Here is a 20,821-nt window from a genome sequence, read left to right on the forward strand (position 1 = left end):
TCGGCGGCGGTCGCTACCGCGTGTATGAAGCACTGGCATTTTCCGCCGCGGGTGGCGTGTACCTCGCCGACGACCTTGACGAAGGACGTCGCGTGATCATCAAGGAGGCGCGCCCGTACATCGGTCACCTGGAGACGGCAAAGGCAAGTCTGCGAAAGGAGTTCCGGTTGCTGCGCCGACTTGCACCGCTGCGTGTTGCGCCCCAGCCGGTCGCTCACTTCGAAGAGTGGGAACACAGCTTCCTGGTCGAGGAGTACCTGCGCGGCGACACCTTGCGGCGTTGGCTGGGCCGTCGCTACCCCTGGTTGAAAACCAAGGCGACGCGGGAAGATACCGCCCAGTTTCTCACCGACCTCGTCGAGGTATTCAGTCGTCTTGCCGATGCGATCGAGCGCGTCCACGCCGTGGGCGTGTCGCTCGGCGACCTGTCGTTTCACAACATCATCGTGGATGCCGAAGGCGGCGTGCGCCTGATCGATCTGGAGGCGGCGGTCGAGGATGGCCTCGACTTTCCTGTACACCTGCGTACACCCGGCTTCGCCTCTGAACGCCCCGCACCCGGCGACCACGAGGAAGCGCAAAGCGAAGACGTGTACGCCTTTGGCGCCAACCTGCTCGCTGCGATGATTCCGGTCAACGCCATGCTGCCACTGGATCGCACAGCCGCGGCCCGCTTTGCGCACCGGATGAGTGAGGATATGGGCTACCCGGTCGCCGCGGCACGGGCCATAGACCAACTCCTGAATTCCGGCCAGCGGCACCGGCTTTCCCCCGCCGCGGTGATGGCGACCCTGCGTGAGCACGTGTCGGATATCGAGCCGGATACGACGCCCGTTCCACACCGCCTCGGTGTTGCACCGCTGCCCCCGGTTCACGCGGATGCGCTGTTTGCCTACGTCACGGCACAGGCGGCGCACGCCCGGCCCGACCGCTTCGTGCCTGCTGCGCCCGAGGTTTTCGAAAGCCATCCGTGGGGCGTGGCACACGGCGCTGCCGGCATCCTGCACGCGTATCTCCGCGGTGGGCGAGAGCCGCCGGCGGGGCTGCGCGACTATCTTTCGGCGGGTCTGGACGAGCCTCGCCATCGTGGTGCGAGCCTGATGTCCGGCGACGCGGGCATTGCCTGGGTTTTGTTCGATGCGGGAGAGACGGGCCGTGCCGTCGATCTCATGCGCGCCGCATCGCTGGAGGATGCCACCCGCACCTGTCCGGGACTGCACGAAGGCCTTGCAGGCTGGGGGCTGGCGCACATCAAGGCCTGGCACGAAACGGCCGATGCCGAATTCCTGACCGCCGCCGGACAGGCAGGAGAGCAGTTGTTGCTCGCTGCGGTCACCAGTGACGACGACTCCCTGCGCTGGCCCGATGGCGACCAGCAACCCGTCGGTCTTGCTCATGGTGCAGCCGGCATCGCGCTCTTCCTGCTACATCTGCACGTGGCCACCGGCGAGCCACGTTTCATGAGCGCGGCGACCGCAGGCCTTGCCTTCGACCTCGCGCAGCGACGTGACAACGCGGATGGCGCGGCGACATGGCCGATGTCGGTGGGCCCCTTTCCCTCCGTCCCTTACCTTCGCCACGGCACGGCGGGGATCGCCTCCGTACTGGCTCGTTTTCTTGCCTGCACGGGCGACGCCATCTATCGCGATGCACTGCTCGACTGTGAGGGCGACATTCTGCGGAGGCACGCGATCAGTCCCGGACTCTTCGATGGGCTTGCCGGCATCGGCGAGACGCTTCTCGATCTCGCACGGTACGTGCCGGAGCGCGCCGCGATCTATCGCGACGCCGCGCTTCGCGTTGCGCATGGTATCGAGCCCTTCCTCATCCAGCGCGACGATGGCCTCGCCGTGCCCGGCACCGAACTGCTGCGTATCAGCTGCGACCTGGCGACGGGGGGCGTCGGCGTTGCCTCCTTCTTCGACCGCTGGCAACGCGACACCCCTGCATCGTTCATGCTCGACGAACATCTGCCTACGTCGATTCGTCAAAGCCGGAACTTCGCCTCGACCAGGTAACTGCGCGAAGGGTAGGGGTAGTACACGTAGTAGCGGCGATTGGTCAGGTTGTCCACGCCTGCGCCGAGCTCTACATGCTCGCTCAGTTTCCAGGTCACCTTCGCGTCGAAGGTGAGGAACGCGCTGGCCCCGCCAAACGTGTCCGGGTGAATGTCGCTGTGATCGAGCGTGTTGTACTGACGACCTGAATAGCGCCCGGCCAGGGTCATGGCGATGCGCTCGCTGGCGTGATACGTGCCGATGACATTCGCCCGCCAACGAGGGATACGGTAGAACTGCTTGCCCTCGGAGGACGGGCTCCGCGCGTTGGTGACCGTGGTTGCCTGCGTGTAAGCGGCGTTGGCGGTGAGGTCGAAGGCGGACCACCACACGCCGGTACCGTCGTAGCTTGCCTCGGCGCCACGCGTGCGAACCAGCCCGACATTCTGCACGCTGGTCACGTTCGGGAACACCGTGGTGTCGGTCTGGCTGAACAGTGTGTTGCGCGTGTCGCTGCGGTAAATCGTGAAGCGTGCCACGCCGTTGGGGCGATACCACTCCGTGGACAATTCACGTGACAGGTCGTTCTCGGGTTTCAGGTTCGGATCGTTGTTGATCAGCGCGATGCCGTTGAAGCTTCCCTGGAAAAGTTCGCTGACGGTCGGGAACCGATAGGCGCGTGCACCGGAAAGTCGCAGCGTGACATTGTCGCTGGCATCGAACGCCAGCGAGGCCTTGGGTGAGGTATGCGTTTCCTTCCGCTCGGGATAACCGGTCGTGGCCGTCGCTGTCGCACGGGATCCGTCGAAGGCCCTCCATTGCTCGTAACGGCCGCCGACAGTCAGACGCCAGCGATCTGTCAGCTGCCAGACGTCCTGTAGATAGACGGCCTGCGTCTGCGTGCTTCCGCCATTCGATGCGGTCAGCGCTCCAGCATCGCCGCTACGCCAGTTCGCGAGATTGTAGGTAGCGTTGTCCAGCGCATAGCCGTCGAAGTGATAACCGAAGCTCACCGAATGCGTGTTCGGCGCAAGGGTATCGGGGGTACGGCTGGCGCGAAGATCGAACGTGCGCCAGCGACTGCCATCGCCCGCGGTGAGCAGCCCGCTGCCCGTATCCGTGACAGCGTTGGCGACACGGTCGCGGTTGCGGTCCATGTCGAAGTAGGAAGCCTGGCCTTCTATATTCCATCCACTGTCGCGATGGGTTCCCAGCGAAAGGCCGTAGAGATAATTCCGGCTTTGCCGGGTGCTCGGCGCGAAGAAGTTGGCCGGTATCGTGTATTGCTGGCCACCGATGGTGACCGGCCCCGACCACACGGGCTGTCCGTTGGCCTCGCGCAGGAAAGTCTGCGTCCGGTGGGTGAGATCCTGCTTCCAGTAGCCCGCCGTCACCGCGGCGGTGACCTCGGGGGTGACGTCGTAGGTCAGGCGTGCATGCGCCTCGTCCTGGCTGCTGGCCTCCTGGCCCTCGCTGTTCACGCCGAGTACCTCACGCGGCACACCGTTTGCACCCGTGTCGCCAATGGCGCCGGTTACCGGAGTTCGCGTGCCAGCGATGGTCGAGCGGTTCTGCGTGGCGTACACGAGGGGCTGGCCATTGGCCTGCAGGTGCGATACACCGATGAGGAAGGCGAACCGACCGTCGCGGTCGCCGAGTGTCGCCGTCTGCCGGCTGCCGCCGTAGTCGCGATCGACGCCGTAGGTGTGCACGTGCTGGGTGAACGCCTGTACGTCCCCCGTGACCTCGAGCTTCTCCGGCATGCGCGTGGTCATCAGTACCGTGGCGCCGATCGCATTACCCGGGTAAAGCGCCGAGTAGGCGCCGTAGATTACGTCGACGCGCGACAGGTTCTCGGGAAACGCCATGGACCAGCGCGGCGGATTGGCCCAGTTGTTGCCGAGCAGATTGGAAAGCAGCAGGCCGTCGAGATAGACCAACCCGCGGGCGCTCTGCTGGTTACTGGTGCCGCGCACGGAGAACGTCGCGTTCTCGTCGCCGGTGAAGCGCTTGCGGATACCGAAGGCCGGCAGGTACTTCAGTGCATCCTCGGCGTTGATGACGTTGAGGTTGTCGAGCTTCTCCGCAGTGATCGTCTCGACCGCCGCAGGCAGGTCGGGGTCCACGGGCGCGCCGTGGCTGGCCGCCGACACCCGCACTTCGCGCAGGGTGGTCGCATGTTGAGGATCGTCTGGGCTTCCGCTGGCATGCGCGGGCAGGCAAGCGGCGCCAAGGGCGCAGGCGACGGCACGCGCAAGGGCGCGTCCATCCTTGGGGAGCAGGGTCATGGCGATAGGTCCGGAGGTCGGTGGCGTACGGCGGGATCAGGAGCGATCAGGCGTGCGCGACGACCGGCGGACCTCGGGGTGGGGCGTGCAGGATGGCCACCGGCACATGGGCGCGCGCGACCGGGAGCCCGGCGGCGACGTAGCCGGGGACCGGCACGGCATGGCCGATAAAAAAGGCCGAACCCAACGCGGGCGTCTGGGCGAAGAGCGTGCAGTAGCCGCACGCGCTACCGTCATCGGGAACAGCCGCGTCGTGGCCGGATGCCATGCCGTGATGGTCGGTCGGGACGGCTTCGCACCATGCCCCGAGGTCCGGAAACGCGAAGGCGGCCGACACGGTCCGCGAGACCGACGGCGCCAGCACGGTGAGCCAGACGGCAACCAGCGCCATCCAGCCCAACCAGCGGTTTCGTGCCAGACCACGACGCACGTCGGCGTCCCCTATGTTTCAACCCTGGACGTGGGTCCAGACATGATGTCACGAAGCCGCGTTAAGGCGATGCGACACGGTGTCACGCTTTCTCCGGTGGCAGGGCCGGTACGGCAGCGGGATTGACCAGGACGGGCGGCTCCCTGAGGCAAAGCACCAGCACGACACCCAGGGTGCCGACCACGGACGCAAGCAGAAAACCGTCGAGAATCGACAGGGTGTAGGCCTGCCCGCGTACCACGCTCACCAACAACCCCGTTCCTCGCGCGGCCGGTGCGCCGGTGCCCTGGGTGGATGCGTTGAAGACCTGCGTGTAGGCGAGGAGACGATCGTCCGTCATGGGTTCGCCAGCGATGACATGCTGGCCGATCAGGTTGGAATGCCACTGCTCCGCCTTGCGCGTGAAACTGACCAGGACCGACGTGCCCAGCTCACCGCCGAAGAGCCGTGCGGTCTGGATGATCGCCCCGAAGGTGATGCCGTCCGCCGGGCCAACGTGGTGGCCGAAGAAATAGATCACCGCCGTCAGCTCCAGCGTCTCGCCGATGGCCTGGAGCAGGAGGGCAAGACTGAAATTGGACTCGGACCATTCGGAGGTGATGCCGGTGGCCAGCAGGAAGCCCGCAGCCGCGATGGCGAATCCGGTGCCGATCGCGAAGCGTGCATCCGCGCGATTGAGCAGCCACGCGACGATCGGCGCGATGATCAGCTGGGGAAGCGCCACCCACAACGCCGCGTTACCGACCTCTTCCGGGCGCAATCCGCGCACCTGGATCAGGTAGTTCGCGACCAGCGTGTTGCTCGATGTGACCATGAAGCGTGTCGCCGTCACCAGCAGGATCAGCAGGAACACGTTGCGGCGGATAAGCAGCCGGAAATCCACGCTCGGTGCGTCGAGCATCGACTCGTGGAGAAGAAAGAGGCCGGTGCAGATGACGCCGAGTGCGAACAAGGTGACGATCAGCGTGGAAGAGAACCAGTCCAGGCGGTCACCCTGGTCCAGCGCGATGAAAATGAAGGTGAATCCGGCGCCGCCGAACAGCATGCCGCGAAAATCGCCGTTGCGCAGGTAGTCGCGATCGATGGGCAGGCGCCGCAAGCCGAACCAGTAAAGTACGAACAGCGGCACCGCCACCACGGTGTTCTGCCAGAAGATCCAATCCGGGGTGATGTGGTTTACGTACCAGCCTTCCAGCGTCGACGCCAGGTTCAGGCCGAGCACGACGTTCATCGCGTACGCCGCCAGTCCCCATGGCCAGAGGCTTTTCGGTAACGCGGTGAGGATGAACGCGGCGGTCAACGGAATGAAGGTGCCGGAGCCCAGGCCGGCAAGGCACTGCAGCAGGATGAGCGAGCGCAGATCCGGGGCGAAAGGAATGAAGAATTCAGCGACGCCGTAGACGATGCAACCGACGAGGAGCACCCGGCGTGGCGTGAATGCACGCCCGAAAAACACCGACAGCGGTCCGATCAACATCTGCGACGCGGAAAACGCGGTCGGAATCCATGCACCTTCGTCGAACCCGGCGCTCACGGCGCCACGCACGTCGCCCAGTCCGATGGACGTGAGCCGCGATGTGAGCGTCGTCGCCAGGGCGCCGACCAGGACGGCAACGATGCCCAGCCAGGGCAGGTTTGCCGGCGGTGCCGCCGCCGGTGCGACGGGAGCGGATACGGTCGCATTCATCGCGATGCCGCCGCCGTGGCTTCGGGCTGGCGCGGCACGGCGTCGCCTTCCTTCCAGCCGCCGCCGAGCGCCTTGATCAGTGATACCGCGGCGAGCAGTCGCTGCTGGTCGTTCTCGATCACCGCACGCTGGCTGTTCAAGGCCTGGCGCTCGGAATCGACGACTTCGAAATAGCCGGCCAGACCGCGGTCGTAACGTGAACGGGAGAGCTTCGCCGCCGCTGTGGAGGCGTCGACTGTTTCGTCCAGCGCATCGCCGCGTTCGCGCAGCCACGACGTGTCGGACAGCGCGTCCTGTACTTCCCGGAACGCCGTGATGCCGGTCTGCCGCCACCGGGCCTGGGCCCCGAGATAGGCGGCCTGCGCAGCCTCCAGGTTGGAGCGATTGCGGCCCCCTTCGAAGATCGGCAGGTGCACGGACGGGCCGATCGACCAGATCTGGCTTTCACTGTTCGTCAGGTCGCCAAACCTCGGGCTGGCAAAGCCACCCGACGCGGTAAGACTTACCGAGGGAAAGAAAGCGGCCCTGGCGACGCCGATTCGAGCACTCGCCGCCGCCAGCGCACGCTCGTCGCTGGCGACATCGGGCCGCCTCTCGAGCAGTGTCGAGGGAAGACCGGCGGGCACATCGGGCACATGAGGTGTCCACGTGATCGGGGCCACGCTGAAGTCCGCCGCGTTGCGTGCTTCGAGCACGGCCAGCGCGCTCTCGAGATTGTCCCGGCGGCGGCGGGCATCGGACAGATCGGCTCGCGTCTGACTGAGCTCGGCACGGGCGCGCAAGCCGTCCAGATCGCTCACCACGCCCGCTTTCGCCCGACGGTCGGCAAGGCGGAGTTCGTCTTCGCGGACGCTGACCGTGCGTGACAGCACGTCGATTTCGCGGTCACTGCTGCGCAGGGAGAGGTAGGTGGATACGGTAGAGGCGGCCAGACTCAGTCGCACCTGCGCGACCGCGTCTGCGCTGCTCTGAAGATCGGCACCGGCCGCCTCCACACTCCGCCGCACGCGACCCCACAGGTCCACTTCATAGGCGACGTCGACGGGCGCTTCCCACACGGTGGTCTCGAGGAAGGGGAACCGGTTGGCGATGGTCCCCGAGGTACGCGCGCGCGCGTACGCGGGGTCGAACGTAACATCCGGGTATCTGGCTGCCCGTGCGACGCCGAGCAGGGCCCGGCTCTGGTCAAACCGTGCCAGCGCACCGGCCAGGTCCTGGTTCGCCGCAAGTGTCGCGGCAACGTGGCGATTCAGTTCGTCGTCGCCGAACAGCCGCCACCAGTCGTCCGGGAGCGCAGCGGTCACCTCGGGCGCTTGCTTCCATGCTGCCGGCACCGGGGTATCCGGCCGCTGGTAGTCGGGGCCGACCACGCAACCGCCCAGCCCGGCGACAAGCAGCGCCAGTGCGCATGCCCGCCCGATCATGGGGCCGCTCCACCTTCCGGCACGCGGATCTTCACGATGGTCGACAGTCCGGGTGCCAGTCTCTCGCGATAACGCTGGAGGTCCTGGTCGCTGAAGAGGATCTTCACCGGCACGCGCTGCACCACCTTGGTGAAGTTGCCGGTGGCGTTGTCCGGCGGCAACAGGGCGAATTGCGAGCCCGAGGCGGGAGACAGGCTGTCCACGTGACCGATGAAGGTCAGATCGGGCAGCGCGTCGATGGTCATTCGCGCCTCGGTGCCCCGTTTCATGCCGTGCAACTGGGTTTCCTTGAAATTGGCCACGACCCAGACCTGGTCGGAGACGATCGACAGCAGGGTCTGGCCGGCATTGACCCGCGCACCCACCTCGACGGAGCGTCGCCCTACATAGCCGCTGACCGGGGCCAGCACCTTGGTGTAGCCATAGGCCAGGGTGGCGTCATGCAACGAGGCCTCGGCCGTGGCCACCTGGGCCCGGGCCGATTCGGCGGCAGCGGTGGCGGCGACCTTGCGCGCATCGGCGCTGGCCTTGTTGGCTCGCGCGGAATCGGCGGCCGCCTTGGCCGCGTCATACTCCTGCTGGGAAACACCGCGGGGGGTTTCGTGAACCAGTTCGCTGTTGCGCTTCAGATCGAAGGCCGTCTTCTCCACGTTCGCCTGCGCGGCGACGATCGAGGCATTGGCTTCGACGATCTGCGCATCCGCACTGGCGACCTGCCCCCTGGCGCGATCGATGTCGGCGTGGGCCTGCTCCACCCGGACGTCGAAGTCGCGGGTATCCAGCTCGAGCAGTACCTCGCCCGCCTTCACATGCTGGTTGTCGTCCACATGCAGGGCGACCACGGTGCCCGTCACGCGTGGGGCGATAGGGTGCAGGCGCCCTGTGACATAGGCATCCGTCGTGGTTTCCGTCCGGTCCAGCCAGAAGAAAATGACGATGACGAGCGCGCCGATCACCAGCAGGCCCCCGATGATGCGTAACGCGTGTTTCATCCCGCCAACCTCCGTGAATACGGCGCCACGCTGCCACCGCTGTTGCCAACTTGCTTGGCGAATCCTGCGGGCAATCCCGAGCCCGGGCGGTCCCTCACGTTTTCCTGTCGCGGGGTTAGCCATGCTTTGGGGCCACCTACGAGAACGCCGCCATGCCTGATGCCCGTTACGATGCCGCCTCGCCGGTGCGCGAAGGTTCCCCGTTTCCGCGCGGCGCCACCTGGGACGGCAAGGGCACGAACTTCGCGCTGTTCACCGCGCACGGTACGCGCGTGGAAGTATGTTTCTACGACGAATCCGGCAACGAGACCGGGCGCATCGACCTGCCCGAGTACACCGACGAGGTCTGGCATGGCTATGTTCCGGGTGTGGGCCCGGGCCAGCTCTACGGCTACCGCGTCCACGGGCCTTACGAGCCGGAGAACGGCCACCGCTTCAATCCCAACAAGCTTCTCCTCGATCCCTACGCCAAGCAGATCGTCGGCGACCTGATCTGGGCGGACGAGCTGTACGGCTATACGGTAGGACATGCCGACGGCGACCTGAGCTTCGACGAGCGCGACAGCGCACCCTTCATGCCCAAGGCGATGGTGATCGACCCGTCGTACAAGTGGGTGGAGTTCGGCAAGCCCTCGGTGCCCTGGACGCGTACGGCCATCTACGAGGCGCATGTGCGCGGCTTCACGATGCGGCACCCCGATGTTCCTGAAAACGTGCGCGGCACCTTCGCCGGCATGGCCACGCCCGCGGTGATCGACTACATCCGCGACCTCGGCGTGACTTCGGTCGAGCTGCTTCCCGTGCATGCCTACCTCGACGACCACTACCTGCAGGAAAAAGACCTGCGCAATTACTGGGGCTACAACACCATTGGCTTCTTCGCGCTGAAAACGCGATACATGTCGGGCGGCGATCCCCGCGAGTTCAAGGACATGGTCGCGGCGTACCACCGCGCCGGCCTCGAGATCATCCTCGATGTGGTCTACAACCACACGGCCGAAGGCAACGAGATGGGCCCGACGCTCTCGTTCAAGGGCATCGACAATGCCAGCTACTACCGGCTCGCCGAAGACAAGCGTTATTACATCAACGACACCGGCACCGGTAACACGGTGAACCTCAGCAACGCCCGCGTGTTGCAGATGGTCAACGACTCGTTGCGTTACTGGGCGACAGAGATGAATGTCGACGGTTTCCGCTTCGACCTGGCGACGATTCTCGGACGCGAGCCTTACGGCTTCGACGAGAACGGCGGTTTCCTAGACTCGTGCACGCAGGATCCCGTGCTCAACCAGGTGAAGCTGATCGCCGAGCCGTGGGACTGTGGTCCCGGCGGTTACCAGGTGGGCGAGTTCCCGCCGGGCTGGGTGGAATGGAACGACAAGTTCCGCGATACCGTGCGTGCCTTCTGGAAGGGCGAGGGCGGCAAACTCGCCGAGTTTGCGCGGCGTTTCACGGGCTCCGCCGACCTCTTCGACAAGCGCGGACGCCGCCCCTACGCTTCGCTCAACTTCATCACCGCGCACGACGGCTTCACATTGCGCGACCTGGTGAGCTACAACGACAAGCACAACGAAGCCAACGGCGAGAACAACCAGGACGGCTCCAGCAACAATCACTCGTTCAACCACGGCGCCGAAGGCAACACGAAGGACGCCGGCATCCGTGCCATGCGCCAGCGGCAGTCGCGCAACCTGCTGGCGACGCTCTTCCTCGCCCAGGGCACGCCGATGCTGCTGGCGGGTGACGAACGCGGTAACACGCAGAATGGCAACAACAATGCCTACTGCCAGGACAACGAGATCAGCTGGATCGACTGGAACGACGATCCGACCGAAGGTGGCCTGGCCACGGCCGTTCGCGAACTGGTTGCCCTGCGCGACCGCTTCCCGATCCTGCGTCGCGCTCGCTTTCTCGACGGTCGCTATGACGATGTCGCCGAAGTTCGCGACATTGTCTGGCTGAACCCGGGCGGTGGCGAAATGCAGCAGGAGCACTGGGACGATCCCCGCGCACGCTCCATCGGCATCCTGCTAGACGGCCGCAGCCAGGCGTCCGGCGTGCGCGAACGGGGTAACGACCAGACCGTGCTGATCCTGATCAACGCGTTCGACGGCGGCGTGGAGTTCGAACTGCCGGAGGGCGCCTGGACAGTTGCGTTCTCGACCGATCTCGACCTGGCGACCGACACGACCGCCGAGGACAACAAACTGATCGCGCCGCCGCGTAGCTTCGTGGTGCTTGCCCTGGGCTAAGATTCCCGAACCTTCTGCCAGGGACCGACCGCCATGCGCCTCCGCCCGCTCGTTGCGCTCCTCCTTCTTGTCGGTTCCAGCGCTGCCGGGGCCGCCGACCTCGTCGTCTCGGCGGCTTCCAGTCTTACCGACGCTTTCCAGGCAGTCGGCAAGGCCTACGAAACAAAGCATCCGGGCACGCATGTGGTGCTCAATTTCGCCGCGTCCGACGTGCTGCTGCGGCAGATCGCCAGCGGGGCGCCCGCCGATGTCTTCGCCTCTGCCGACGAAACCGCCATGGACAAGGCGGTTGCGGCCAAAGCCATCGACCCGGCCACCCGCCAGGATTTCGCGAGCAACCGGCTGGTGCTGATCGTGCCCAAGGGCGGCCAGGCGCATGTCACCTCGCCGGCTGACCTCAAGAGCGATGCGGTGAAACGCGTCGCCTTCGGGGATCCGGCCTCGGTGCCGGTGGGCCGCTACACCAAGTCGGCGTTGGAGCAGCAGGGTCTGTGGGAGACCGTCTCGGCCAAGGGCGTGCTGGCGCAGAACGTTCGGCAGAGTCTCGACTACGTGGCCCGGGGTGAAGTCGATGCCGGCTTCGTCTTTGCCACGGATGCCACCCTCATGAAAGACAAGGTCGATGTGGCCGCCGTGGTGCCGACGCCGAAGCCGATCACCTATCCGATCGCTGTCGTCACTGGCTCGAAGCAGGCAAAGGAGGCGGTCACGTTCGAAGCTTTCGTGCAGTCGCCCGAGGGGCGCGGCATCCTCGCCGGGTTCGGCTTCCAGGCCCCCTGAGCCCCGTGGGAGCGATCTGGGTACCGCTTGCGTTATCGCTCAAGGTGGCGCTGTGGGCGACCGCCATCAATCTCGTGCTGGGCGTCGCCGTGGCCTTCGGGCTATCGCGCTGGCGCTCCCCGGCCCGCGAGGTGGTCGACTCGATCCTCACCCTGCCGCTGGTCCTTCCGCCGACGGTGCTCGGTTACTACCTCCTTGTTCTTCTCGGCCGCCGCGGCGTCTTCGGTGCGTGGCTGGATCGCGTCGGCATCGAACTGGTGTTCACCTGGCAAGGTGCCGTCATCGCGTCGACCCTGGTCGCCTTTCCCCTGGTGCAGAAAGCCGCCCGGGCTGCCTTCGAAGCGGTCGACCCCCAGCTGGAGAGCGCCGCGCGCGTGCTCGGACTGCGTGAGGCCGCTGTGTTCTTCCGGGTTTCACTGCCCCTGGCTGCTCGTGGCATCACGGCGGGTGCCTTACTCGCCTTCGCCCGGGCGCTCGGCGAGTTCGGCGCCACCCTGATGATCGCCGGCAATCTGCCGGGGCGCACGCAGACCTTGTCGGTCGCGATCTACGCGGCCGTGCAATCGGGTGACGACAACACCGCGGCCCTCATGGTCGGCGTGACCTCGGTCACCTGCGTGATCGCCTTGCTACTCGCCGGCTGGCTGGCGCCGGATCACTTGCGGCGGTCGCGTCCATGAGCGTGGATATCGCGATCCGGAAGACCCTTCGTTCAGACGATCGTCACTTCGAACTCGACGTGGAGATCGTGTCGCAACAACGGCGTGTCGTACTGTTTGGCCCCTCGGGCTCGGGGAAGAGCCTGACGCTCCGGGCGGTCGCCGGTCTGCTCACGCCGGACGCGGGCCACGTGCAAGTCGACGGGCGGGTTCTCTACGATTCGGCGTCCGGCATCGACCTGCCGACGCGAGTGCGCGACGTCGCCTATGTCTATCAGGACTACGCGCTGTTCCCCCATCTCACCGTGGCGCAGAACATCGCCTTCGGGCTGGAGCGTGGCTGGCTTAACCCGCGACGTCGTCACCGCGAAGTGCGCGCGCAGCGCTGGATCGACAGCCTCGAGCTTGGCGCTATCGCGCACAGCTACCCCTCCCGCATCTCGGGCGGCCAGCGGCAGCGTGTCGCGCTGGCACGGGCGCTGGCGACCGAGCCGCGTATCGTCGTCCTCGACGAGCCTTTCGCAGCGCTCGATCCCGCGCTGCGCGGCCGTATGCGGGCCGAACTGCTGACACTGCAGCAGCGCCTCGATCTCCAGCTCATGGTGATCACCCACGACCCTGCGGACGTCGAAGCGCTCGACGGACACACCTTCGAAATAAGGGACGGCCGGGTAGCCGCCGTGGGATGATGCCCGCCTTTCGTGCATGACCACCCGGCGAGACAGGCAACAGCAGTGACGGCAAGGGACGACAAACAGGGCGGCAAGGTCATCGCGACCCACGCCTTCAAGTACCTGCTCACCGTGGCGATCGTCGGCGGCGCGATTTTCCTGCTGCACCGCTATATCGCGAGGATGGCATGGCACGATGTGCTCGCCGCGATCGAGCGGATTCCCCGCTGGCATGTCGGCGGTGCGATCCTGGCGACCCTTGTCAGCTGGGCCTGCCTCACCGCTTACGACGTGTTTGCTGTCGAAACCGTGGTGCCGGGCAAGGTCCCGATGCGGATGAAGATCTTTTCCGGCGTGACCACGCATGCTATCTGCAACGCGCTCGGCTTCCATGCAATCACCGGGACCGCGTTGCGCTATCGCATGCTATCTACCCAAGGGGTCGGTGCCCCCGATGTCGCGCGCGTCGTGGGTCTGGTCGGCTTTTCCGTGGGCATGGGCTTCGCCGCGGTCACGGCTATCGCGATGATGCTGGAGCCGGCCATCGCCCATGGTTGGGGACGCTGGCTCGGGCTGGCGCTGATCATCCTCTTCGTTCTCCTGTTGCGCTGGCTGGCCGGCAAGCACGACGAACTCAAGCTCTGGAAATTCACCACGCCGGTGCCGTCCGCCCGTTCCGCCGGCGCGCAGATCGTCATCGGCGTGATCGAGATGGTCGCAGCGATCACGGTGATGTACCTGCTGCTGCCGACGGACATTGCCGGCAGCTTCCTCGACTTCGCGCCGATCTACGTGGGTGCGATTCTCGCCGGCATCGTCAGCAATACGCCCGGCGGCATCGGCGCGTTCGAGGCGATCACGCTGGCGGCCTTCCCGCAGGAGCAACGCGCACAGGTGCTTGCCGCGCTGTTGGCCTACCGCGCGATCTACGGCCTTGGCCCGTTCGTGCTGGCCTCGATGGCGCTCGGCGCTTACGAAGTACGGCGGCGGATGAGGAAGCAGGCATGAGGCTCGCGCGCTGGGCGATTCTCATCCCCGTGCTTCTCCTCGCCGCATGCGCTACGCCGCACGCCCGGCGTACCGATGTGCTGTTCTGGAATGAAACACAGCGTGAGGCGGCGTTCCGGAGCATGGAAACGCATTACGCGAGTAACGTCGTGCGCCACGGTATCGCGCACCCACTGCCTGCCGGCGCGCCACTGCAGCCGCGCTTTGCCGATGGCGGCACACTGGCCGCATACATGGCGGCACATCATGTCGCCGGCATCATGGTCGTGCAGGACGGGCGGATACGCCTGGAGCAATACGGTCTCGGCGCCACGCCGGAAACGCGCTGGACCTCGTTCTCCGTCGCCAAGTCGTTCACCTCGACCCTGGTCGGCGCGGCCCTGCGTGATGGCTCGATCCACAGTCTCGACGACAAGGTCACGCGGTACATTCCGGAGCTCGCTGCTGGCGCCTACCGCGATGTCACCGTACGGGAACTGTTGACGATGACATCCGGCGTCCGCTGGAACGAGGATTACGTCGATCCGAAATCGGACGTCGCGATGATGTACGAGGGACGCCGCCAGCCCGGTGAGCCTCTATTGGTCACCTACATGGCCGCGCTGCCGCGCGAGTTCGCGCCGGGTGAGCGCTGGATCTACAAGACCGGCGAGACCGACCTGATCGGCATCCTCGTCGCGCGCGCCACCGGTAAGACCCTGGCCGCGTATCTCTCGGAGAAAGTATGGAAGCCCTACGGCATGGCTTCCGATGCACTGTGGTTGAAGGACGAGGTCGACGGTACGGAAGCGGGCGGCTCGGGCATCTCGGCAACGCTGGCTGACTACGCGCGCCTTGGCCAGTTCCTCCTCGATGGCGGAAGCGCGAACGGAAAGGCCGTGCTGGCAGATGGCTGGATCACCGATGCCACGCAAAAGCATGCGGACATCGGTGTGCCCGGCCGTGGCTATGGCTACCAATGGTGGACCTACGACGACGGCGCGTTCGCGGGCATCGGCATCTTCGGGCAGCTGCTCTACGTTGATCCGGGTCGCCATCTGGTGATCGTGCAACTGGCGGCGTGGCCAGTGGCGACGAACGATGAACAGGCAAAGGCGCGCACCGCCTTTGTCCAGGCTGTTATCGCTGGCCTGGATCGCTGACACCACCCATCAGGACGAATGGGCTTAAAATTCCCATACCCCTCCCCGATACGTACGAAGGCCCGCCCCATGGCGCTTACCTGGAACGACCTCATCTGCACGCCGGACAAAGAAGCGATCGACGCGCTCGCCGAATCCTGGAACTGGCTCCTCGGTGACGCGTTCACGCCGCTGATGTTCACTGCCCTTGGCGACATGTTCTTCGAAGCGGATGCCGGCGGCATCTTCTGGCTCAATACCGGCACGGCGGAAGTCGAGCGTGTCGCGGACAACGTCCCGGCATTCAACACCCTGCTTCGCGAAGAAGCCGCCGACGACTGGCTGCTGCCGGGGCTCATCGAAGCTTTGCTCGAGGCGGGCAAGGTGCGTGCGGAGGGTGAGTGTTACACCTACGTCACACTGCCGGTTTTCGTCGAAGGCGAGTACACCGTGGAGAATCTGAATCCGGTTCCGGCGAAGGAACACTTCGAACTCACCGGGTCGATCCTGCGGCAGCTCGACGACATGCCTGATGGCGCGAGTGTGGACATCGAGGTCAAGCACTAACCTGATCAGAACGGATGCCGCCCTCGCGGGGAATCAGTGCTTGCTCTTGTCTGCTCGAGACAGCGCAAGGCGTTCTTCGATGTCCTTATGAACCATGGCGGCAGCGTGATAGACGCCAGTGCGCGCAGCTTCGTCGCGCGACGCTATGCCACGCTTAATGAAGTCGCTTTGTTCGTCAGCCGCGTAGTTTGCGATTTCGATCAGGTTCTGGTCGGGATCGCGCAGATAAACCGAGCAGATTGGGCCGACTGCGCCGGTACGATTGATCGGTCCTTCTTCGATGGCGATGCCGAGGGCGCGCAGCTCTTCGACGACTTCTCCGAGGGGGGTGCTGGCAATGAGACAAATATCAATCGCGCCGGGTGTAGGCGCCTTTGCCTTGGGCTCGAACTCCTTGCCCCGCTGATGAAGATTGAATTTCTGCCGACCGAAGGTGAGCGCCTTGCGGCCTTCGCCGAATGTTGTCACGTTGAATCCAAGCACCTTGGTATAGAAGGCAACCGTCGCATCGATATCGGCGACGGTGAGTACGAGGTGGTCGATGCGGTCGATTTTCATACGTTTGACGATACCCCACTCAGGGTCCGCACGCAGCAGCCCGCGATTCAAGCAGCGCCCGCTCCCGATCGTTCCGCGTCATTGCCGCGGCGCGCAGGAAGGCCTCGCGCGCCGCCTCGAACCGGCCCAGGCGAAACAGCAGATCTCCCTGCACGCTCGGTAGCAGGTGGTAGTCCTTCATCGACGGTTCGTCGATCAAGGACTCGACGATATCCAGCGCAACGTCGGGGCCTTCCGACATCGACACGGCGACCGCGCGATTGAGTTCAACCACGGGTGATCGCACGACGTCCACCAGTGCGGCATACAGTGCGGCGATGCGTGCCCAGTCGGTATCTTCGGGACGCACGGCGCGTGCGTGACAGGCGGCGATAGCGGCCTGCAAGGCGTACGGGCCTTTCGCGCCGCCAAGACGTTCCGCGCGCTCGAGTGCCTTCAGTCCAAGGCCGATCAGAAGTCGGTCCCAGCGACCCCGGTCCTGCTCCAGCAGGAGGATCGGTTCGCCGTCGGAACGGGTCCGCGCCCCGGCGCGAGAGGCATGGATTTCCATCAGGGCGACCAGCCCGTGCACCTCCGCCTCATCGGGCATCAGGCCGGCAAGCACGCGGCCCAGTCGCTGCGCTTCGGCGCAAAGGGCGGGCCGCATCCAGTCGCCGCCGGTCGTGGCCGCGTAGCCCTCGTTGAATACGAGGTAGACCACGCGGAGCACGGCGGCCAGACGCTCCCGTAACTCGTCACCGCGAGGTACTTCGTAGGCGATCGCTGCATCGGCGAGGCTGCGCTTGGCGCGGACGATGCGTTGCGCGACGGTCGCCTCAGGCACCAGGAAGGCGCGCGCGATCTCGTCGGTTGTAAGGCCGCCGAGCAGACGCAGCGTGAGGGCAACCTGGGCCTCGGTGGAAAGCACGGGATGGCAGGCGGTGAAGATCAGCCGCAGCATGTCGTCGCCGATATCGTCGTCGAGCGCCTCGATGAGCGCGTCGTCGGACGATTCGAGCATGCCTTCCATGTCCTTGCCCAGGGCTTCCAGCTTGCGGCCGGCCATGCGCTCACGCCGGATGCGGTCGATCGCCCGATGCTTCGCCGTCTGTGTCAGCCAGGCGCCAGGGTTGTCGGGTACGCCAGCGGTCGGCCACTGTTCGAGGGCGATGACCAGGGCGTCCTGGGCGAGTTCTTCAGCCAGCCCGACATCGCGAACCATGCGGGCGATGGTGGCGATCAGTCGCGGTGACTCGATCTTCCAGATCGCGTCAATCGCACGGTGAGCATCACGGGTAGTCATGACGACGGATCAAAGCATCCGCCGTCATGACAGGCAAGGCGCGCTGCGGCATCAGCTGATCGTGGCGAGCAACTCACGCATGGCGTACAGCGGCCGGATCTCCAGGCGGGCGTCGTCGCCGTCCGGGAACGGGTAGGCCTTCGTCCATGCAAGCACGTCATCGATGGAGTCGACGCGCAGCACCCAGAAGCCGGCGATCATTTCCTTGATCTCGGCGAAAGGCCCGTCGAATACGCTGGCACGTCCTTTGCCGAAGCGAACCCGCTTTGCGTGCCGGCTGGAGGACAGGCCGAAACCTGCGATGAGGAACCCGGCCTCGTGACCGGCCTTGTTCGCTTCCATCATCTTGCCCAGCACCTCGGGACCCGGGTCGAAATCGGTCTCGCTGCGCTCATTGGCCTTGAGCATCACCATGTAACGCGGCAGCTCCGAATCGCCCTCGGCCGGGTCACCGAAACCCGACAGGCCGCCCGGGCAGCCGATCGGGCGCACCTCGACCTCGGCCGCACCGTGCGCATCCTCCGCCGGCCAGCCGGATACCCAGGCCACGGCCTGCTCCATGGAATCGGCCTCGATGATGCTGAAGCCAGCGACGAGCTCTTTCGTCTCGGCGAAGGGCCCGTCGACTATGACCGCCTTGCGGCCCTCGGCGAAGTGAATACGAACGCCGTCGCGGCTGGGCTTGAGGCCCTCACCAGCCAGGAAGCGGCCATCCGCCGCCAGTGTGTCCAGATGTTCGGCCATGGCCTCGACCAGTTCACGGGTCGGCGCGGCGCCGGCTTCGCTATCGGTGTCGGCCTTACGTACGATCAGGAAGCGCATAGGCTCCTCCGCTCAGGGGTTGGGGCGTTTCTCGGCGCCATTGATCATCCAGGCGGTGCCGAACTTATCGGTGAACATGCCGAAGCGTTCCGCCCAGAAGGTCTCAGCGATCGCCATATGGACGCTTCCTCCTTCGGACAGCGCAGCGAACACACGATCGGCTTCGGCAGCCTGGTCAAACCCCAAGGCGATCGAGACACCGTGCATGCCCGGGAACGGCATGTTGGGCGGGCAGTCCGAGGCCATCAACCACTGGTCGCCGATCTGTAACCGGGCGTGCATGATTTTCTCTTCAGATTCCTTTGGCAAGGCCGGTTGCCCGGGTTGGGGCGGCATGTCCTTGTACCGAGCCATCATGATGATCTTTGCGCCCAACACCTTCGCATAAAATTCGAAGGCCTCCTCGCAGTTGCCATTGAAACTGAGGTACGGGGTAACTGTCATGGCGGTATTCCTTTGAGAAAGAGGGATCAGGACTTCGCGGCGACTTCGGCGTGCATGCGCTCCACCGTGGCGCGAGCCTCGGGGGTCAACGACTCTTCGCCGAAGTCATCGACCTCGAACATGCGACGAATCTCAATTTCCGACACATCTCCCTCCATCGGATTGGGTGCCCGCTTCATCCACTCGATGGCCTCGTCGAGTGAGCGGACCTGGATCAGCCAGTAGCCGGCGACCAGCTCGCGGGTTTCGGCGAAGGGGCCATCGATGACATCCCGGCGGTCACCGTCGAAGCGGATGCGCGCGCCGTCGCTGCTCGGCCGCAGCCCGTCGGCGGCCAGGAGCACACCGGCCTTCACCAGTTCCTCGTTGAACTTGATCATCGCCGTCATCAACGCCTCGCTGGGCATGTCGCCGGCTTCCGACGCCTTCGTCGCCTTCAGGATCACCATGAAACGCATGTGCCTTCTCCGTTGCCATGGCCGGGACATTCCCGGCTTTCATGACTACGTCGATTGTGCCCTCAGCGAATCGACATGGGCGTACGAAAATTTTCAGCAGCATGACGCCAGGAGCGGGCCGGCGCTTCGAAGCAGCAGCGGACGCCATCCTCCTCGAAGGTGATCGCGGCCTTACCGGAGGCCTGGCAGGCCAGCACCCGCTCGATAAACCGCACGCCGAAGCCCCGGTGGGCCGGGGCCGTCACCGGCGGGCCCCCCGTTTCTTTCCAGGTCATGCACAGGCGCTCCGTGGCCGGATCGAAGTGCCAGCGCAGGTCCACGTGGCCGGTGGCATTCGACAGCGCACCGTACTTGGCGGCATTGGTCAGCAGCTCGTGCACGGCCATGGCGACCGATACGGCAGCGGCCGACGCCAGCATGAGGGGTGGTCCATCAAAGGCGATCCGGGAGTGACCCGGGTCGTGGGGCGCGACGGTGGCTTCCACGACGCCGCGTAACGCGACGTCCTCCCAGGCGTGAGTCACAAGCAGGTCATGGGCGCCGGCCAGGGCTCGCAGCCGGCTCTCGAACGCCGCCAGGGATTCGGCGACCGGACGGTCCTCGCCGAAGGTCTGCGTGGCCATGGCCTGGACGACGGCAAGGGTGTTCTTCACCCGGTGGCTCAGTTCGTTGACGAGGATGCGCTGCGCCCGTGACGCCTCCCGGTGGGCCGTGACATCGATGCAGCTTCCCCAGTAGCCGGCGAAGCGGTCGCCGCGATAGAACGGTTTGCCGTTGTCGAGGAGCCACCGGTACTCGCCGTCGTGGCGGCGGAGGCGATATTCCATCGAGAAAGGTTCCCTTGCCTGGAAGGCGCCCACGTAAGTGGAAAGACACCCATCGATGTCTTCGGGGTGAACCCCCTCGACCCATCCGTTGCCGATTTCGTCGACCATCGAGCGGCCGGTATAAGCCAGCCATGGTGTATTGAACCAGTCACAGAGCAGGTCCGTACCCGAGCGCCAGATCATGACAGGCGCGAAATCGGCCAGCTCGCGGAACGCGTGGTCGTCTGCGATAAGCGATCGCTCGTAAGGACTCTTCGCCTCGTCGTACATCCCTTTCCCCTTCGCTCCCCTGCCTGCCGACGATATCGCAAGTCACGGCGTCAATGAACGCTTCTCGCGCCGAGGCGTGAGGCCCGTCACGCACGGCGATATCGGGGAAGATTCTCCGATTTCTTCCATTGCGCATGAGTACATCTACGTAAGCATGCGCAATAACGCCCGCAAACCTCCCGAAGTCTGGCGCCGGCATGTCAGAATCCGGACGCCATCGCGACAGGGGTCGCGCGTAGCATCACTTTGGGGATCAACGTCACGTCGTCAGGACACCGCCA

At 65.3% G+C, this 20,821-nt stretch carries 18 protein-coding genes and 1 pseudogene; 8 read left to right on the plus strand and 11 right to left on the minus strand.

The genetic code is table 11. The annotated features are described in order from the left end of the window. Nucleotides 1–20: 20 nt before the first annotated feature. A complete protein-coding gene (locus ACVWWJ_RS01195) occupies nt 21–2,018 on the plus strand; it encodes a lanthionine synthetase LanC family protein (RefSeq protein ID WP_456966476.1) in 1,998 nt (665 codons plus the stop codon). Here ACVWWJ_RS01195 and ACVWWJ_RS01200 read toward each other — a convergent pair. The 5 genes from ACVWWJ_RS01200 to ACVWWJ_RS01220 all read right to left on the minus strand — a co-directional run bounded on the left by ACVWWJ_RS01200 (nt 1,988) and on the right by ACVWWJ_RS01220 (nt 8,818). Continuing rightward, on the minus strand, nt 1,988–4,285 hold the full coding sequence (locus tag ACVWWJ_RS01200) for a TonB-dependent receptor (protein ID WP_456966477.1): 2,298 nt from the start codon (nt 4,283–4,285) through the stop codon (nt 1,988–1,990). The two genes, ACVWWJ_RS01195 and ACVWWJ_RS01200, sit on opposite strands and share 31 nt — an antisense overlap. A gap of 46 nt (nt 4,286–4,331) precedes the next feature. Next, complete coding sequence (locus ACVWWJ_RS01205) at nt 4,332–4,715, minus strand: DUF2946 domain-containing protein (protein WP_456966478.1); 384 nt, start codon at nt 4,713–4,715, stop codon at nt 4,332–4,334. Between the two features lie 82 nt (nt 4,716–4,797). Continuing rightward, nucleotides 4,798–6,402, minus strand: coding sequence for an MFS transporter (locus tag ACVWWJ_RS01210; RefSeq protein ID WP_456966479.1), 1,605 nt, complete (start codon nt 6,400–6,402; stop codon nt 4,798–4,800). Continuing rightward, the gene (locus ACVWWJ_RS01215) at nt 6,399–7,826 is read right to left on the minus strand and encodes an efflux transporter outer membrane subunit (protein WP_456966480.1); all 1,428 of its coding nucleotides are present in this window, start codon (nt 7,824–7,826) and stop codon (nt 6,399–6,401) included. The genes ACVWWJ_RS01210 and ACVWWJ_RS01215 overlap by 4 nt, the downstream gene beginning before the upstream one ends. Continuing rightward, nucleotides 7,823–8,818, minus strand: coding sequence for an HlyD family secretion protein (locus tag ACVWWJ_RS01220; RefSeq protein ID WP_159891348.1), 996 nt, complete (start codon nt 8,816–8,818; stop codon nt 7,823–7,825). The genes ACVWWJ_RS01215 and ACVWWJ_RS01220 overlap by 4 nt, the downstream gene beginning before the upstream one ends. Before the next feature lie 152 nt (nt 8,819–8,970). Here ACVWWJ_RS01220 and glgX point away from each other — a divergent pair, with 152 nt between their 5' ends. From glgX to ACVWWJ_RS01255, 7 genes are all read left to right on the plus strand, one after another. After that, entirely contained in the window at nt 8,971–11,073 is a 2,103-nt protein-coding gene (gene glgX / locus ACVWWJ_RS01225; RefSeq protein WP_159891350.1) for a glycogen debranching protein GlgX, read from the plus strand. A gap of 33 nt (nt 11,074–11,106) precedes the next feature. After that, entirely contained in the window at nt 11,107–11,853 is a 747-nt protein-coding gene (gene modA, locus ACVWWJ_RS01230; protein WP_456966481.1) for a molybdate ABC transporter substrate-binding protein, read from the plus strand. Between the two features lie 5 nt (nt 11,854–11,858). Continuing rightward, nucleotides 11,859–12,533 carry a molybdate ABC transporter permease subunit gene (gene modB / locus ACVWWJ_RS01235; protein WP_159891354.1) on the plus strand — a complete coding sequence of 225 codons (675 nt, stop codon included), beginning with the start codon at nt 11,859–11,861 and terminating at the stop codon, nt 12,531–12,533. Then, the gene (locus tag ACVWWJ_RS01240; RefSeq protein WP_456966482.1) at nt 12,530–13,201 is read left to right on the plus strand and encodes an ABC transporter ATP-binding protein; all 672 of its coding nucleotides are present in this window, start codon (nt 12,530–12,532) and stop codon (nt 13,199–13,201) included. The genes modB and ACVWWJ_RS01240 overlap by 4 nt, the downstream gene beginning before the upstream one ends. Nucleotides 13,202–13,246: 45 nt before the next feature. Beyond that, entirely contained in the window at nt 13,247–14,191 is a 945-nt protein-coding gene (locus ACVWWJ_RS01245) for a lysylphosphatidylglycerol synthase domain-containing protein (RefSeq protein ID WP_159891358.1), read from the plus strand. Continuing rightward, entirely contained in the window at nt 14,188–15,333 is a 1,146-nt protein-coding gene (locus ACVWWJ_RS01250; protein WP_456966483.1) for a serine hydrolase domain-containing protein, read from the plus strand. Before ACVWWJ_RS01245 ends, ACVWWJ_RS01250 begins: the two co-directional genes overlap by 4 nt. Before the next feature lie 69 nt (nt 15,334–15,402). After that, the gene (locus tag ACVWWJ_RS01255) at nt 15,403–15,879 is read left to right on the plus strand and encodes a T6SS immunity protein Tdi1 domain-containing protein (protein ID WP_456966484.1); all 477 of its coding nucleotides are present in this window, start codon (nt 15,403–15,405) and stop codon (nt 15,877–15,879) included. Between the two features lie 186 nt (nt 15,880–16,065). Here the strand turns inward: ACVWWJ_RS01255 and ACVWWJ_RS01260 are convergent. From ACVWWJ_RS01260 to ACVWWJ_RS01285, 6 genes and pseudogenes are all read right to left on the minus strand, one after another. Next, nucleotides 16,066–16,437: pseudogene (locus tag ACVWWJ_RS01260) on the minus strand (VOC family protein); the annotation flags it as partial. Nucleotides 16,438–16,456: 19 nt separating this feature from the next. Beyond that, complete coding sequence (locus tag ACVWWJ_RS01265; RefSeq protein ID WP_456966485.1) at nt 16,457–17,719, minus strand: RNA polymerase sigma factor; 1,263 nt, start codon at nt 17,717–17,719, stop codon at nt 16,457–16,459. A gap of 51 nt (nt 17,720–17,770) precedes the next feature. Next, entirely contained in the window at nt 17,771–18,541 is a 771-nt protein-coding gene (locus ACVWWJ_RS01270; RefSeq protein WP_456966486.1) for a YciI family protein, read from the minus strand. A gap of 12 nt (nt 18,542–18,553) precedes the next feature. After that, complete coding sequence (locus ACVWWJ_RS01275; protein ID WP_456966487.1) at nt 18,554–18,985, minus strand: VOC family protein; 432 nt, start codon at nt 18,983–18,985, stop codon at nt 18,554–18,556. 26 nt (nt 18,986–19,011) lie between these two features. Beyond that, nucleotides 19,012–19,443: a YciI family protein gene (locus ACVWWJ_RS01280; RefSeq protein ID WP_456966488.1), complete on the minus strand. Its 432-nt coding sequence runs from the start codon at nt 19,441–19,443 to the stop codon at nt 19,012–19,014. 62 nt (nt 19,444–19,505) lie between these two features. After that, nucleotides 19,506–20,540: an HWE histidine kinase domain-containing protein gene (locus ACVWWJ_RS01285; protein WP_456966489.1), complete on the minus strand. Its 1,035-nt coding sequence runs from the start codon at nt 20,538–20,540 to the stop codon at nt 19,506–19,508. Nucleotides 20,541–20,821: the final 281 nt, after the last annotated feature.

The organism is Luteibacter sp. HA06 (assembly GCF_054061215.1).